The organism is Enterobacter sp. Taxon_8, from assembly GCF_058354585.1.
In genome coordinates this window covers 1,549,774-1,565,273 of the sequence record NZ_CM177989.1, presented here as the reverse complement: position 1 = coordinate 1,565,273, position 15,500 = coordinate 1,549,774, and the positions used below count along the sequence as shown (strand labels likewise).

Genomic DNA, 15,500 nt, shown 5'->3' with positions numbered 1-15,500 from the left:
TCACAGCTTATCCAGCAGCTTCTTCACATCCTTGCCGTCCTGTGAATCTTTATTACGATCCGCCCAGCCGCTAAGCCGACGTTTCGCTTCATCCTGCAGATGCTTGCGCAGGATCTGATCCACCTGCAGGCTGTAATTCAGTGCCTGCCATTTGCCGTATACGGTCAGCGGGACCGGCGTCTCTTTCAGGAAGTCGATGAGCTTGCCTTCACCCTGCCAGCCGGAAAGTACCCGAACGTTAAAGCGCGTATCCGCCGTCTCTTTCACCAGATCCAGCTTGCCTTCACCGGTCACTGATAAGAGTGAAGAGGCGCCCTGCATTCCGTCGAGAGTAAGCTGGCCGTTGTCCAGAGTCAGGTCCGCGGTGAAGCTCTCGAGGCGGGTGGCGCTGTCGTAGTTATCCTGGGCTTTTACATCGCTGCTGCGCTCAACCGCCTGCTGCACCAGCTGCTGGAAGTTAAGCCCTTCCATACGGGAATTTTTCAGATCGAGATGCGCCTGCCCCTGCCACTCGCGGCGGAAAGCATCGGCATCAATTTGCGAACCTGAGAAGTCACCCGCGAGCGTCAACTGCCCCGTCAGGGATATCGGGTAGTTAAAAGCCTTCAGGATGGTGCCTATCTCAACATTGTCGAGACGCGGCTGGAATTCGGCGCTGGCAACGTCTTTACGGACATCCAGCGTACCGGGCAGCGAGAGGTTCCCTGCGCCCATCTTACCGCTCAGTTCGGAGATCACCAGCAAACCGTTATGGTTAAACATCTGGCTGCTCACGTCGGTAAAGTCCATGCCTCGCCAGCGCAGGCTATTGGCTTTCAGCAGAATATCCGCTGTGAATCCACGCAGGGCGTTATAGTCAGGTTGATCGAGATTAGACGAGATAACCGGACGTGATACCGGTGCCTGGCTTTGCCCCGTCTGCGTGGCATCGCTGTCCGTGGCGCTGGCTGGCAGAGGCGGCAACAGGTTTTCAAGGTTGAGCCTGTCAAACTGCAGATTCAGCACCCACTTCGGCTTCTCTTCGAGCGTGACGCTCGCCTGCCCCTTCAGGCTACTGTCATTAGCCTGCAGGTTGAGATTATCCAGCTCCAGCTGTTTTTGTTCTTCGCGCCATACGGCCTGCAGCGTTCCCTGCCCGGCGATACCCTGGGCGGGAAGATCGGCCCCCGTCAGCTGCCAGTTAAGCTGCTGGATATCAGCCGTGAGCTGATGCGGGTAGTCTGACGCATTCACATTCGCATTCAGCGACAGGGTCAAATCACGCTGATCGCGATTCACGCGCCCGCTAAACTCTACCGTCGCAAAGTGGTGAGCATCCTGTTCCATCTGTAGGTTAATGTCGCGAACGGTCACCTGCTCCTGGTGTTCATGCTGGAAAACCAACACGCTATCGGCAACTTTCAGCTTGCCGATATCAAAGGACCAGCCAGTATCGGACGGCTCATCAGGCAGGGTATTCTCGCGCGGCGCGACCGGCGCATTTGCATCACGCACGGCTTCGGTTTGTGGGGTGAGCTGAATCACCGCGCCTTTCAGCATCACCTGCTTAACCTGCAGCTGATGGGAAATGAGCGGGATCAGCGCCACATCAAGGCGCATGTTGTCTGCGGACACCAGCGGCTGGGACGCTCCCGGCGCGGTGAGCGACATGCGGCCAGAGAGAATGCTGAGCTGCGGCCAGACGTGCCAGCGCAGCGGCCCGTCAAGATTCAGTTGATAACCACTGCGTGCCTCGACCTGCCGCACCATGTAAGCGCGGAAATCGTTGGGGTTAACCAGCAGAACCAACGCCGAAAGGCCAGCCACCAGCACCACCAGCAAAATCATCAGCGTTGTCAGAACTCTTCTCATGGCATCCTCAATGGGCTAACGATCAGTCTTTATCAATGCGGCTGGCAACCGCGCCCTGCTGGTCGCGATATTTTGCGTCCTGGCGACGGTTATAAGGACGATCTGCCGGGCCTGACAGCGGTTCAAAACTTAACGCGCCGATCATCATTCCCGGCCGCAGCGCCAGCGGCAATTTACCGGCATTGAAGAATTCCAGCACAATACGCCCCGACCAGCCTGGATCGATACGGTGCGCGGTCACGTGAACCATCAGCCCCAATCTCGCCAGCGAAGAACGGCCATCAAGCCAGCCGACCAGGTCCGCAGGCAGGGTTACAGATTCAAACGTCACCGCCAGGGCCAGTTCACCCGGATGCAGATAGAAAGCTTCGCCCTCGTCGATAACGATTTCGTCACTCATCACACGATCGAGCGCAGCGCTGACTTCGTCCTTCGGCCCGCTGAGGTCAATGAACGGTGCGGTATGGCCGCTAAAGGTGCGGAATTTATTCCCCAACCGTACATCAACGGTCACACCATTGATACGCTCAATGGGTGGACGTGGGGTAATAGACAAACGGCCTTCATCCAGCCAGGCTTCTATATCGCGATCACAAAGACGCATGGCACTTTCTCCTTTCATGCATCGTACCCTGAGACGATAAGCGCTCAGGGTAAAACCAGGTTATCTCTGAACGGTACACAATTCACGCGGCTTATTCAAAAAACTGGCTGATTTTCGCTTTTAAGATATCTATAGCAATGCGGTTTTTACCCCCGCGCGGCACAATGATATCGGCGTATTGTTTGGATGGCTCAATAAACTGCAGGAACATCGGGCGAACCGTTTTCTGGTATTGCGCCATGACGGAGTCCATCGAACGGCCGCGCTCATTCACGTCACGCTTGATGCGGCGCATCAGGCAGATATCCAGCGGAGTATCAACGAAAATCGAGAAGTTCATGGATTCACGCAGGCGGGCGTCGGTCAGAAGCAGGATGCCTTCGAGGATAATGACCTTTTTCGGCTCGATGCGGATGGTTTCCTGGGTGCGGGTGTGTTCTACGTAACTGTAAACGGGCAGTTCAATCGCCTGGCCGCTCTTGAGCGCTTCTAAATGCTGGAACAGCAAGCTGTGATCCATTGCATTTGGGTGGTCATAGTTCGTTTTAACGCGCTCTTCCATCGACAGATGGGATTGATCTTTGTAATAGCTGTCTTCGGGAATGACGCCGATATGCTCATCACCTACTTGTTCACGCAGTTCGCGATAAAGCGTACTGGCAATTAGACTTTTACCTGAAGCCGATGCGCCGGCGATGCCTATAATGACGCACTGATGAGACTTATCAGTCATAAATTTAGCGACCTGATTAACCTGGATGTTAAGGAAGGACGACGCCGGAGCGTCAAACGCGGCAATTATAGGGATTTCGCGGGCGTGATACCAGTCGAATGCACAGGTTCTGCGAGACTGGCTTAAAAGTGACGTATTATTCCCTGAGTGAAATTTAAATGAGCGTTTTTTCAGCGTTTAACCGTTTTTTTTCACGGAGCTTCTATTTAATAAGTCTGTGGTGTCAAATTCTGAGCGGTCACCATATGAATTGTAAATTGTTTGTACTAGCATAAACCAAATTATCAAATTCACGCGTTCGGACATCTTCCCTGACGGCATGGCGTCTCTGGATAAAGCGGTAATGAATAAACAATACCAGCGGGTTTTGGTTACCACCCCACATCCTTTAATACGACTTGTCTGTCTGGGCCTGGTCACCTTTATCTTTACCTTATTTTCGCTGGAGCTCACCCGGTTCGGCACCCTGCTGGCCCCGCTCTGGTTCCCCACCGCCATTATGATGGTGGCGTTTTATCGCCATGCAGGAAAAATGTGGCCGGGAATCGCCCTGGCCTGTTCGTTCGGCAATATTCTGGCCACATGGATGCTGTTTTCGTGGGGATCGATAAACCTCACCTACACCTCAATTAACGTGGTTGAAGCCTTTACCGGTGCGTTATTGCTGCGCAAATTGCTGCCGTGGTACAACCCGCTGCAGAATCTGAATGACTGGATCCGGGTGGCCATCGGCAGCGCCGTGATACCGCCCCTGGTGGGCGGCGTCCTGGTGTCTCTGCTGGCGCCCGGCCCTGAACCAGCGCGTAATTTCTTCGTCTGGGTGTTGTCTGAAGCCATTGGCGCGCTGGCGGTGGTACCACTGGGACTGTTGTTTAAACCGCATTATCTGCTGCGCCACCGTGACCCGCGATTGCTGCTGGAAACCCTGACCACCCTGGCCGTGACGCTGGCCCTCAGTTGGGCAGCCATTACCTGGCTGCCGTGGCCTTTCACCTGCGTTATCGTTTTGCTTATGTGGAGCGCAGTGCGCTTGCCGCGAATGGAAGCATTCATGGTGTTTCTTGTCACCGTGATGGTTGTGTCGCTGATGATTGCCCGGAACCCGGTGGCGCTGACAACCCAACACGTCGGGCCGATGTTGAACGCCCCCTGGCTGCCGTTCCTGATGCTGCTCCTGCCTGCCAACGTGATGACCATGGTGATGTACGCCTTCCGCGCCGAGCGCAAGCACATTACCGAAAGCGAGGAGCGTTTCCGCAATGCGATGGAGTATTCCGCCATCGGTATGGCGCTGGTCAGCATCGAAGGTAAATGGCTACAGGCTAACAAGGCGCTGTGCAATTTCCTCGGTTACAGCCAGACGGAGCTCCAGTCGCTGACCTTCCAGCAGCTCACCTGGCCGGAAGATCTGAATACCGACCTGGAGCAGCTCGAACAGCTGGTCAACGGCGACATCAACACTTACACCCTCGAGAAGCGCTACTACACCCGCGACGGGGAAGTGGTCTGGGCGCTGCTTGCCGTCTCCGTCGTGCGCCATGCCGACGGCTCGCCGCTCTATTTTATCGCCCAGATTGAAGATATTAACGACCTGAAGCAGACCGAGTGGGTCAATAAACGCCTGATGGAGCGCATTACGCTTGCTAACGAAGCGGGCGGCATCGGCATCTGGGAGTGGGATCTCGAGCCAGACATCATCAGCTGGGACAAGCGGATGTTTGAGCTGTATGAAATCCCGCCGCATATCAAGCCTACCTGGCAGCTCTGGCACGATACGATGCTGCCGGAAGATCGTGCCCACGCTGAGAAGGTGCTGCGGGACTCGCTGATATCCCGTCTGCCGTTTAAGCTGGAATTCCGCATCCGCGTGAAGGAAGGCGTGCGCCATATTCGCTCCCTGGCGAACCGGGTGCTCAATAAGCAGGGCGAAGTCGAACGGCTGCTCGGTATCAACATGGACATGACCGAGGTTAAGCAGCTTAACGAGGCGCTTTTCCAGGAAAAAGAGCGGCTACACATCACGCTCGACTCTATCGGTGAAGCGGTGCTGTGCACCGATATCAACATGAACGTCACCTTTATGAACCCGGTCGCTGAGAAAATGAGCGGCTGGCTGCAGACCGAAGCTATCGGCCAGCCGATCCTGAAGGTGTTGCATATCACCTTTGGTGAAAAAGGGCCGCTGATGGAGAATATTCACAGCGGCGATATGTCCCGTTCTGATATCGATCAGGACGTGGTGCTGAACTGCCGTACCGGTGGTAATTTTGATATTCATTACAGCATTACGCCGCTCAGCACGCTGGATGGACAGAATATTGGCTCGGTTATCGTGATTCAGGACGTGACAGAGTCGCGCAAAATGCTGCGCCAGCTGAGCTACAGCGCCTCCCACGATGCCCTGACCCATCTGGCAAACCGGGTCAGCTTCGAAAATCATCTCAAACGACTCCTGCAGACCGTTCGCGAAACGCGACAGCGCCATGCCCTTGTCTTTATCGATCTCGATCGCTTTAAAGCCGTCAACGATACGGCGGGCCATGCGGCGGGCGATGCCCTGCTGCGGGAACTCTCTTCTCTGATGCTGACCATGCTCCGCTCCAGCGACGTGCTGGCGCGTCTGGGCGGGGATGAGTTTGGGTTACTGTTACCGGACTGCAATATTGAAAGCGCGCGCTATATTGCCGGTCGCCTGATTCATGCCATCAACGACTATCACTTTATGTGGGAAGGCCGCCTGCACCGGATCGGCGCCAGCGCAGGTATCACGCTGATTGATGAAAATAACCATCAGGCGTCGGAGGTAATGTCGCAGGCGGATATTGCCTGTTACGCCTCAAAAAACAACGGGCGCGGTACTGTGACGGTTTACGAACCCCAGCAGGAGCGGGATCACAACACGCGCAGCATGATGTCGCTTGATGAACAGTGGCACATGATTAAAGACAATCACCTGATGATGATCGCCCGCAGCGTCGCCTCCCCGCGCATCCCGGAAAGCAGTAATTTCTGGCTGCTTTCGTTACGCCTGTGGACCAGCCAGGGTGAAGTACAGGAGGAGCATGCCTTCCGCTCGGGCCTGGCGGAGCCTGAGCTTTTGCACGCCCTCGACAGACGTATCTTTAGTGAATTTTTCCGTGCCTTCGCCGCGCAGGTGGCCAGTAAAGGCATGGGCGTGGCACTGCCGCTTTCCGAGGCCGGTTTAGCCAGCGTAACGCTGGTCGATGAACTTCTCGAGCTGCTGGATAAAAGCCCCATGCCGGGCCGTCTCCTGCATCTGGTTATCTCTGCCGACGTGGTGTGCAGCCCGGATAAAAACCTGCAACGGGGTCTGCAAAAGCTTCGCCAGGCGGGCTGCCGTGTGATCTTCAGTCAGATAGGACGCGACATGAACGTCTTCACGCACCTGAGCCCGAACATGGCCGACTATCTGATGCTGGACGCAGAGGTGGTCAGCAACGTCTATGGCAATCTGATGGATGAGATGATGGTGACCATTGTTCAGGGCCACGCCCAGCGTCTGGGAATGAAGACCATAGCAGGGCCGTGTAATCAGCCCATCATGATGGATACGCTCTCGGGCATCGGCATTGATTTTATCTATGGCGACACTATCGCCGAGCCGCAGCCATTAGATCTTCTGCTAAACACCAGCTATTTCGCCATCAACTGACGGTGCCCAGCCGTCTGTATACCAGATGTGCAGCAGCGCGTAGGAGCGCCACGGTTTCCAGCGTTCGGCATAACGACGAATTTGCGCGGGCGTCATTCCTGCGAAGCGTTGCTTAATCAGGTAATCATCCGGCAGAAACACATCTTTCGCCTGCCAGCCGCGCAGGGCCAGATAATTTGCCGTCCAGCGCCCCATCCCCGGCCGCTGCTGTAGCGCCTTCATCCCCTCTTCTATATTCACGGGCGGGAAAAGCGGAAACGTTCCGTCGATAACCGACTGCGCCAGATGAATCAGCGACTCCGCGCGTTTTACGGGCATGCCCAACGCTTTCAGCGCCAGCGGGTCCGCTGCCGCCAGCGCCTGCGGCGTGGGGAAGCAGAGATACCCCGGGCAATCCGCCACCGGTTCGCCGCATAACGCCACCACGCGCGACGCCAGCTTCGCCGCCATCGCCACGCTCACGAGCTGCCCGAGGATCGCCCGGACGCCCTGCTCGTACGCATCCATCGATCCCGGCAAACGTAAGCCCGGCCTTGCAGCTCCGAGATCGCCCAGCGTATCCGCTATGTGCTGCGGGTTGCAGGAGAGATCGAACAGGCGTTCTATGCGCTCGAGGCATGCCTGCGCAACCGGAATCAACCCCGGACTGAGCGTAACGGTCAGCGTATGGGCAGCGATATCCGGCGTCACGCGAAATATTCCCTGATGCCCTTCGCAGGCAAAACTGCGCTCGTAGTAGTCGTTTGTGACGGTTTCAATGCCCGTCACCGCACGCGCGCCAAGAAAGCCAAACATCCACTGCCAGTCGTAAGGGGGAAGCCAGTTCAGGGTGTACATCGTCTCTCCTTTTGGGTTCTTCACAGCATAAACGGAAAGGTCCTGTTTCGCCTTGCTTTCATATTCCTGTTGTCGCCATGCGGACATTTCGTTAAAGTCTCGCCCCTTCTCACCGGCATGGGGATTCATCGTGTTTATTGGATTTGACTACGGTACGGCAAACTGCTCGGTTGCGATTATGCAAAACGGGCAGCCACGGCTCCTGAAAATGGAAAAAGAGAGCACGCTGCTGCCGTCTATGCTCTGCGCACCGACGCGTGAAGCGGTGAGCGAATGGCTGTTCCGCCACCACCAGGTTCCGGCCACGGCGGCGGAGACCCAGGCGCTGCTGCGCCGGGCGGTCAGCTTTAATCGCGAGGAAGACATCGACGTTTCGCCGTCCAGCGTGCAGTTCGGCCTCTCTTCGCTCGGGCACTACATTGAAGACCCCGAAGAAGTCTATTTCGTTAAGTCGCCAAAATCCTTCCTCGGCGCCAGCGGCCTGAAGCCGCAGCAGGTCGCGCTGTTTGAAGACCTGGTGTGCGCGATGATGCTGCATATTCGCAATCAGGCGCAGACGCAGGTCACCGATGCGATTACCCAGGCGGTGATTGGCCGCCCGATCAACTTCCAGGGGCTGGGCGGCGACGAGGCCAACCAGCAGGCGCAGGGGATCCTTGAACGCGCGGCGCACCGCGCAGGCTTCCGCGATGTGGTATTCCAGTATGAACCGGTTGCCGCGGGGCTGGACTTTGAAGCCACGCTGACGGAAGAGAAGCGCGTATTAGTCGTGGATATCGGCGGGGGCACGACGGACTGCTCGCAATCGATCAACGTTTACCGCCACTAAAAAATACTATTCAGATTGTTCGATGAAAGAAAAAACATTCAGTTGCTTGCTTAGCATCCCTTCAATGAGTGTTTGTAAATTTTCCCTTTCTCTGGTGATTTCGGGTATGAGCTTAAGTGCCATTTCTACCCTTGGATCTTTTGAAATATTGAATGTAAGTTCAGTGTGAGCTTTACTTTCATCATTTTCATAAACGTTAAGATTCCACATACCAAAGACTATATTGATTAGTGTTAATAGCTCTTGATCCTTGGTTACTATGTTTTTCATGTGCGTTCTAATTTTATCTATTTCTTCACTATGTTCTTTCTTAACATCCCATGAAAGTAGTTTTAAGTACTCAAGTTCAGATACAAACTCAGTATATATTTCACTTTCTTTTTTAATCAAACCAACATAGTTTGAAGCCATTTTTTTCATAGAACGCACATCTTTATAGGTAGTAACTTCTTTTTCTACGAATGAAGAAAACCAAACATTAAAGACGCTAACATGTAAAGCTGGTACAAAATCCTTTCTGATATCTAATAGATGTACGGAAAGGATTTTTACGCATCTATCAATAACTTTATCTTTAGTAGCATCACGCTTCCACCTTTTAGCAAAAACTAAACCCATAATAGCCGCAAATGCCATAACAACATTTGCTAAAGCACTTATTGAATCAGATAACTTATCAGTTTTAACAAAACAAAGTACTAAAATGACACCAAAGAAGAATGATAAAATGGGCTTTAAATTTTTACTAAGAAACTTAATAATCAAAGTAAATGTTGTTGTATATTTCATATTAGCAACCATTATTAGTATCGTTCTCAAAAGATTAACAGCTTCATCCATTGCTTATCAAGAAATAAATCATCAAAAACAAAAAAGCCCCATAAGGGGCTTTCTTATTAGTTACCACTAAGTAACAAAACGATGATTCTGATAATGTCAGATAGTGGGAAAGAGAATAAAACAATACCAAAGTAATCTAAGATAGGTACTAAGATATAGTTATAAACAAGAATGAAAGTACACGCATAACCCAAGAATGATCTCCAGCCTCTACCAGCTTTGATCTCTTCACGGTTTGTTTCCTGTGCTTCATTCGTTTTTTCTGTTTCAAGTTCGTCTTTTGACTTAGCAACTTCGGTTTTATTCTTAGTAAAAAGGCTAATCCCTGATTTGATAAGGTCAATGATAATACTTAACATATGTTATCCTTGTATTTGGCAAACACAAGAAACTACGCGATGACCTTTAAAAATGTGGTTGTAAGATAATAGTACCTTTACTTCTACTTGTTCTTTTAGTAGTTCAATCATCAATACATCATCTTCATTTACTTTAGGTGTTGTATGATAATGAAAACTATATACGACTAAATCGCCTTTTGTTTTATCTACTTTCTTTTTTATGAGCTTACTACCAGATAGTGCTTTATCATATGGTAAGGTAACACTTACAGGTTGTATTGTCTGAAAAGAAAAATCTGTTAGTACAGAATGATCATAACATGGGAAATTTTCTAAGTTATCCATCTTACTTCCTCCAACGGTAATCAAACGTACCGCGTAATGTTCTTAATTGTTCTATTACTTGCTTCTCGGTTTCATCATAGAAATCAAACAATGGTTTTCTACCAACGGAACCATAATAACCAATCACCCTTTGTTCACGTGCCAATTTAGGATTACGTTTAGAGGATTTCTTGGTAGTGTCGATTAAGTACGTGTTACCGTTCCTACTCTTCACCTTTTTGTATTTATCACTCTTGGTTCTCGAACGTAGTTGTGTAATGTTACCTTGCTTAGTTAACTTAGCATTCTGATACGGTATGATCTTCCCTTCATTAACATTCTTATATGCCGGATCAAGAACGTACTTTAGATATGATGCTTGATTAGGTAGTAGGATGATCTGGTTAACTGACTTGAACTCACTTATCTTTCTAAAGTTAAAGTACATACTTTTTCCAGTAAACGCGACACCACCACCCGCTACATCATTATCAAGTTTTCTTTGAATGTGCTGTGTAACTATACGCATACGGCTACTTAATTCTTTTTTAAATTCTTGTCCTATCTTTGGGCTATTCTTGTTTATGAATCGCTTCATATCATTAGGACTATTGCCACCCTTCCATGCCATATTACCTATTCCCTAACATCGCTACTAAATCTTGTAATACATTGAATAAATCACGTCTGTTCTTTGGTAAACGTGCTTTACATAGAATTGCCTTGTTTAGATTGTCTGGATGTAAACCAAAGTATGAGATCAACGCCGTTTCAATAATGCTTGCTTCTGCGTCTGATTTAACACAATACAAAATCTTCTTTGTATAATCCATGCCAGCATCAATCATAGCATTCACTGTCTTACTACTACCTGTGTAGTTTTTCCAGTTAGATTCTACAGAAGTAACTTTTAGTTTATCTATGCTTTTAACTTTTTGATAAATCATTTTCTTCCCATAATAGAATTCACCTGTTTCTGGAAACTCTATGATGTAAACAAAAGATGTATAGTTGCCGTCTGTTACGTCTGCAATATCCCATTGGTCTTTATCGAACATTTCCCAATTCTTATTAATGCGTCCTGCCATTAGTAAATACCTTTTTAAAATTAACTAAAGGTATTTATGAAGATGGATTTAAAAACACGATTAATAGAATATGAGGGTTCACGAGCATATCAAACACGTATGGGATACTTTCGCAATGACAAGTACTACCCTTATAAAGATACAGAAGGATTCTTAACTGTAGGATTCGGGCATAAAGTACTACCAAATGAAAACTTCACTAATGGTATTACTGAGATTGAAGCACTTCGACTACTTGATAAAGATATAGCCATAGCAACAAGCCAGCTAAGTAAACTAAACCTAACCATTCCTAAAGATTGGCAAGACTTCATGATCATCATGATTTTTCAACTTGGCCTATCTGGAACGATGAAGTTTAAAAAGATGATTCAAGCACTACGTGATGCCAACTACACGGAAGCAATCAAACAAGCAAAAGATAGTTTATGGTATCGTCAGACACCAAATAGAGTTAATGCGATGATCGCACAACTAACTAATAAGTAAAAAAAGGGATAGTATCAATTACGGTACTATCCCTTTTTAATTACTGCTTTGATTGTTCAAGAATAGTAATAATCCTTTCAAGTTTGATATCCAATTCGTGAATTTGAATTTCAAGGTTTCGCAAGGTTTCTTTCATCTTGTCTTGTTCGTCGCTTAGACGTGTAATGTTACTATCTTGTACCGCAATGGTAGTTTCAAGGTAGGATACACGACTTAATAAATCAGTAGTATCCTTTGTATTGTCACGGAAGATAGTATATATAACACCCAAACCACTAATAACTAAAGCAAGAATTGTTCCCATACCCATTTAGTATTTCCCTATATTATATAATCGTGGTAATAGTATTTATTACGCGTTATATAAAGGTTGATCTCCCGCTCGATATATAAACGCATTCAATAATGAAGGTACATTAAGTGAAGCTAAACCAGAACGCGATGTAGTACACATAACATAGATATAATTCCAGTTACCACGACCAACACGAGGAACAAAGATACCATTGATTGGGAACGTATATGGTGTGTTATGTCCTTCATTACCAGCATCAACGAAAGCTAAGTTTGTTAAACCAATACCATCACCACCCATACGAATATAGAAGTACTGACGCTCAAATGAAGTAAGTGTAATAGTCATATTACTATCAAGGATACGATCAAAATCCTCACCACGTATACGCAACGCTACATAATGTTGGTTTGCTACTGGATCATTAGCGGCCTGACCACCTGATACACTATGTGAACCAAAGATAAACGGCACTGATACTATACCTGTAGACTGAGGGCGGCAAATATCACCTACGATACGTGAGGCACTTAGAGTACCAAGAATGTTACAGTTTTCATTGATAGTAACGTTGTTGAGTACCCCGCTGTTCGCAAAAATAGTACCGCGAATAGTAGCGTTACCAAAGTTGGCTGTACCGTTCTTGTTAATCATCCAACCATTCACACCATCCCAATTACTTGATTGTATCTGCTGGCTGATCTTCGCTGAGTCGATTACACCATCCATAATGTGAGCGTTACGGATTGCGGCATTGGCAATCTTAGTATTATCAATTGCTGCGTTTTGAATCTTGGCGGTAGTCACTGCTAAATTGTTAATTTGGGCTGTATTGATACTTGCATCAGCTATTACTGCTGAGTTAAGAAATACTTTCCCATTTTGAACAACAAGAGGATAAACCCTGTCTGATAATTTGGCACTGTCCGTACTGATAACACTAAAGCGATCCGCCATTACGGTAAACACAGAGGTTTTGCCATCATTGGCTAATGCCATTCCTGATACGTTACCATTGTTAGTTGCTTGTATCTGCCAGCGTGAACCAAGTTCATCTACGATCTGTTTCTCAACAATGCCAGTAGCCTTATCACTGTTAAGTAGACTATCAATTACTGATTCGTTTAATTTGCTGTATGGAACCTTCGTGTTCTGGTTAAAACCGATAGTAGGCGACCATACAAGTTCATCCTGTCCGAACACGTCATAGGCTGCTACTCGTGCGAACCATGAACCATCTTCGATACCAAACGATGCTGAATAGCGGTTAGCACTGCTAAAGTACTTTGTAGCTGAGCTAAAACCCTCATCAAGTGCGATTTGAAGCACTATCCCCGCATAATCTGGTACGTTTGATTCAGTCCAGTCAATGAACACGGAATCATAACCACTCTTCAAATTGATACCTAACAACTGTGGGTGTTGTGGGTTACTAACTTCAATCTGAACTTCTTCACTATAGATACCAGTACCCCAACCATGAGCTATGATCCCAAACACACGGTAACGGCTAAGGCCATCACTGGTATTCATTGAATATGAGTACGTCCAGTTGCTTGTAGTGGTGTAGTACGATGTGATGTAGTTCCTGTATCGGTCATACACACGTATTTCATAGTGTTTGAAGAAATCAGCAAAGGTTTTACCATTAACGGCTATGTTAGCCTGATCATCCCAACGTAAAATAAAATCTTGAGCATATGTCTGGTTTAGACCTACATCATCATTCACCATGTCAAGGTTAGTTATCTTCGGTAATGCGAATATAACTTGTGGTGTTTGATTATAGATAGCTACTAATTCCGATGAATAACCTAATGTGTTATACGCCTCAATAGCAAAATCGTACTGTACACCATATAGAAGATTTAATATCTCAAAACTCGTAGAGTACTGCCCTACATTACCCACGTTGATCCAAACACTGGAATCACTGCGTTTATAACGAATCTTATAACCACGTACAGTTGTATCCTGTGATAAATCCCAGGTTAATAGAACGGTGTTACCTGATGCCGTTGCCCCTAAACGTTGAGCCTGTAGGTTACTTGGCGGTTCTACGTATGTTGGGTTAGGTAGATTGGTCAATCCATCTTGTGGGAATTGTCCCGGATCTTTTCCTTGATAAATTCCATCATCATATGAAATCGCGGTGATCTGGATAATGCCTGCTTTGTCTACGGTCATTGGTACAGTACGTTGAATACATCTGTACTTTTTATTACTAAATCCAGCTTCTTTAAAATCAATTGTAAACACATCATATACTTTCATATCTGTCACATAGGTATTGAAAGTAATCGTGTTCGTAATGTACTTAGATTTTAGTAATTCAATGTTACTAAGAATAGCAAGCTGATTTTTATCCTGTACCCAAAGATAGTTTAAATCCTTCTTAATAATATAACCATCTTTAGCAATGGATGCGTTACTAATGGCATCACTTGGATAACGGATAATATCTTGTGAATAGTCATTCCCTGGGTTTGTATAGGTACTGTCCATTGTATTAAAATAGTCAGACTTAGAACCCGTTGTGATATTCACACTGCCAATAATATTTGTTTCATCAAAATGTACACTTGGAATATCAGGAGCATCAACGGTTAGATAGTACTTACCGTTTGATTCATAAAGTACACCCCCAAATGTTTGTAGAATATTTTCAATGTTTTCCTTAAAGGATTTATCATATTGAATATTACCATTGGAATAGAAATGATTCTGAGCACAATAGTTTGCCATATTACGGAAACTGGTAATATCAATATCATTAGGATCAAGCCCAAAACCAAATTCTGTATTAGTGATAAAGTCATATAGTTGGCTTGGTGGGTTTGAACTTGGTTTACGTACATTATCAGTTAGGTCATAGATCATACGTCCACGCATTTCTACCGATAATGTATAGTTCTGGTTCGTTAGAATCCCATCAATCAATGAATCGTTGGTTTTCTTGATTACGGTACAGATCTGTACAAGACCATCACCACGCATGTTGTCAGTCCATTGACTACCGCCATATTGACGGGCAAGCGTCATAGAACCACCGTAGGACGGCTTACCAAAACGTACCTCAATCTGTAAGTATTTGCGGTACTTCTCAATCATCATTGAGGTAGGTACGATCCCTTCTGTGGTGATGTACGCACCATCCATGAGTACAGGAGCATTATCAAAATAGATCTGCTTGATTACGCCTTGTGATTGTTCCCCTGGTACTTGCCCGATTTCACCGATACTGATCGCGTGAACCGTACATAACTGGTTTGAAATACCTTTATAGACGTTCTGCCAAACGACGATAGAGCCTAACTTGTTATAGGCTACCTCTGTTGCGTTGCGGTTAGAACCGCCGTATGAAATCGGTATACCAGTACTTGGTGATGTTGATCGGGCATTGTTACTACCCGTACTCGGATACGTTACCCCCATCTGGCCTACATTCATCATCTGTGATGAACTAATGTAAGATAGTGCTGCTGTACCAATACCTATAGCTACTACTGCTGCTAAAGCTAAACCTGCTGCGTATGCTGCTGCCGCTGCTGATGCCCCTGCGATAATAGCTACGGCAACTGCTGCTACTGCCATAG

13 protein-coding genes and 1 pseudogene are annotated in these 15,500 nt (G+C 47.6%); 3 read left to right on the top strand and 11 right to left on the bottom strand.

Annotated features, from left to right (window positions below; translation table 11 throughout):
• From asmA to udk, 3 genes are all read right to left on the bottom strand, one after another.
• Entirely contained in the window at positions 1 to 1,851 is a 1,851-nt protein-coding gene (gene asmA, locus AC4IBF_RS07385; protein WP_288460856.1) for an outer membrane assembly protein AsmA, read from the bottom strand.
• 22 nt (positions 1,852 to 1,873) lie between these two features.
• Positions 1,874 to 2,455: a dCTP deaminase gene (dcd, locus tag AC4IBF_RS07380; protein ID WP_111965787.1), complete on the bottom strand. Its 582-nt coding sequence runs from the start codon at positions 2,453 to 2,455 to the stop codon at positions 1,874 to 1,876.
• Between the two features lie 91 nt (positions 2,456 to 2,546).
• Positions 2,547 to 3,188 (bottom strand): uridine kinase, encoded by a 642-nt coding sequence (udk, locus tag AC4IBF_RS07375; RefSeq protein WP_008500855.1) that lies wholly within the window; start codon positions 3,186 to 3,188, stop codon positions 2,547 to 2,549.
• A gap of 343 nt (positions 3,189 to 3,531) precedes the next feature.
• Between udk and AC4IBF_RS07370 the strand changes: the two genes are divergently transcribed.
• Complete coding sequence (locus tag AC4IBF_RS07370) at positions 3,532 to 6,861, top strand: diguanylate cyclase (protein WP_127731630.1); 3,330 nt, start codon at positions 3,532 to 3,534, stop codon at positions 6,859 to 6,861.
• Here AC4IBF_RS07370 and alkA read toward each other — a convergent pair.
• Positions 6,832 to 7,698, bottom strand: a complete 867-nt coding sequence (gene alkA / locus AC4IBF_RS07365) for a DNA-3-methyladenine glycosylase 2 (protein ID WP_491463227.1) — start codon at positions 7,696 to 7,698, stop codon at positions 6,832 to 6,834. The two genes, AC4IBF_RS07370 and alkA, sit on opposite strands and share 30 nt — an antisense overlap.
• Positions 7,699 to 7,828: 130 nt before the next feature.
• Between alkA and yegD the strand changes: the two are divergent.
• A pseudogene (gene yegD, locus AC4IBF_RS07360) lies at positions 7,829 to 8,500 on the top strand (molecular chaperone); the annotation flags it as partial.
• A gap of 33 nt (positions 8,501 to 8,533) precedes the next feature.
• Here yegD and AC4IBF_RS07355 read toward each other — a convergent pair.
• From AC4IBF_RS07355 to AC4IBF_RS07335, 5 genes are all read right to left on the bottom strand, one after another.
• Positions 8,534 to 9,316: a hypothetical protein gene (locus AC4IBF_RS07355; RefSeq protein WP_163288215.1), complete on the bottom strand. Its 783-nt coding sequence runs from the start codon at positions 9,314 to 9,316 to the stop codon at positions 8,534 to 8,536.
• A gap of 107 nt (positions 9,317 to 9,423) precedes the next feature.
• Positions 9,424 to 9,726: a hypothetical protein gene (locus AC4IBF_RS07350; protein ID WP_012125113.1), complete on the bottom strand. Its 303-nt coding sequence runs from the start codon at positions 9,724 to 9,726 to the stop codon at positions 9,424 to 9,426.
• Between the two features lie 3 nt (positions 9,727 to 9,729).
• On the bottom strand, positions 9,730 to 10,053 hold the full coding sequence (locus AC4IBF_RS07345; RefSeq protein WP_133051899.1) for a hypothetical protein: 324 nt from the start codon (positions 10,051 to 10,053) through the stop codon (positions 9,730 to 9,732).
• Position 10,054: 1 nt separating this feature from the next.
• Positions 10,055 to 10,663: a hypothetical protein gene (locus AC4IBF_RS07340; protein ID WP_032986763.1), complete on the bottom strand. Its 609-nt coding sequence runs from the start codon at positions 10,661 to 10,663 to the stop codon at positions 10,055 to 10,057.
• 1 nt (position 10,664) lies between these two features.
• Positions 10,665 to 11,120 (bottom strand): hypothetical protein, encoded by a 456-nt coding sequence (locus tag AC4IBF_RS07335; RefSeq protein ID WP_050505966.1) that lies wholly within the window; start codon positions 11,118 to 11,120, stop codon positions 10,665 to 10,667.
• Between the two features lie 36 nt (positions 11,121 to 11,156).
• Between AC4IBF_RS07335 and AC4IBF_RS07330 the strand changes: the two genes are divergently transcribed.
• Positions 11,157 to 11,609 carry a glycoside hydrolase family protein gene (locus AC4IBF_RS07330; protein ID WP_308726433.1) on the top strand — a complete coding sequence of 151 codons (453 nt, stop codon included), beginning with the start codon at positions 11,157 to 11,159 and terminating at the stop codon, positions 11,607 to 11,609.
• Between the two features lie 40 nt (positions 11,610 to 11,649).
• On the opposite strand, the gene AC4IBF_RS07325 is transcribed toward AC4IBF_RS07330, so the two are convergent.
• Together AC4IBF_RS07325 and AC4IBF_RS07320 are read right to left on the bottom strand one after the other, a co-directional pair.
• The gene (locus AC4IBF_RS07325) at positions 11,650 to 11,919 is read right to left on the bottom strand and encodes a hypothetical protein (protein WP_032986760.1); all 270 of its coding nucleotides are present in this window, start codon (positions 11,917 to 11,919) and stop codon (positions 11,650 to 11,652) included.
• Between the two features lie 42 nt (positions 11,920 to 11,961).
• Complete coding sequence (locus AC4IBF_RS07320; protein ID WP_097577556.1) at positions 11,962 to 15,498, bottom strand: phage tail tip fiber protein; 3,537 nt, start codon at positions 15,496 to 15,498, stop codon at positions 11,962 to 11,964.
• Positions 15,499 to 15,500 lie beyond the last annotated feature (2 nt).

Bases quoted from the DNA above. Each gene is read 5' to 3' on its own strand.
- asmA (WP_288460856.1), bottom strand. From the start codon at position 1,851: ATGAGAAGAGTTCTGACAACGCTGATGATTTTGCTGGTGGTGCTGGTG.
- dcd (WP_111965787.1), bottom strand. From the start codon at position 2,455: ATGCGTCTTTGTGATCGCGATATAGAAGCCTGGCTGGATGAAGGCCGT.
- udk (WP_008500855.1), bottom strand. From the start codon at position 3,188: ATGACTGATAAGTCTCATCAGTGCGTCATTATAGGCATCGCCGGCGCA.
- AC4IBF_RS07370 (WP_127731630.1), top strand. From the start codon at position 3,532: ATGAATAAACAATACCAGCGGGTTTTGGTTACCACCCCACATCCTTTA.
- alkA (WP_491463227.1), bottom strand. From the start codon at position 7,698: ATGTACACCCTGAACTGGCTTCCCCCTTACGACTGGCAGTGGATGTTT.
- AC4IBF_RS07355 (WP_163288215.1), bottom strand. From the start codon at position 9,316: ATGAAATATACAACAACATTTACTTTGATTATTAAGTTTCTTAGTAAA.
- AC4IBF_RS07350 (WP_012125113.1), bottom strand. From the start codon at position 9,726: ATGTTAAGTATTATCATTGACCTTATCAAATCAGGGATTAGCCTTTTT.
- AC4IBF_RS07345 (WP_133051899.1), bottom strand. From the start codon at position 10,053: ATGGATAACTTAGAAAATTTCCCATGTTATGATCATTCTGTACTAACA.
- AC4IBF_RS07340 (WP_032986763.1), bottom strand. From the start codon at position 10,663: ATGGCATGGAAGGGTGGCAATAGTCCTAATGATATGAAGCGATTCATA.
- AC4IBF_RS07335 (WP_050505966.1), bottom strand. From the start codon at position 11,120: ATGGCAGGACGCATTAATAAGAATTGGGAAATGTTCGATAAAGACCAA.
- AC4IBF_RS07330 (WP_308726433.1), top strand. From the start codon at position 11,157: ATGAAGATGGATTTAAAAACACGATTAATAGAATATGAGGGTTCACGA.
- AC4IBF_RS07325 (WP_032986760.1), bottom strand. From the start codon at position 11,919: ATGGGTATGGGAACAATTCTTGCTTTAGTTATTAGTGGTTTGGGTGTT.
- AC4IBF_RS07320 (WP_097577556.1), bottom strand. From the start codon at position 15,498: ATGGCAGTAGCAGCAGTTGCCGTAGCTATTATCGCAGGGGCATCAGCA.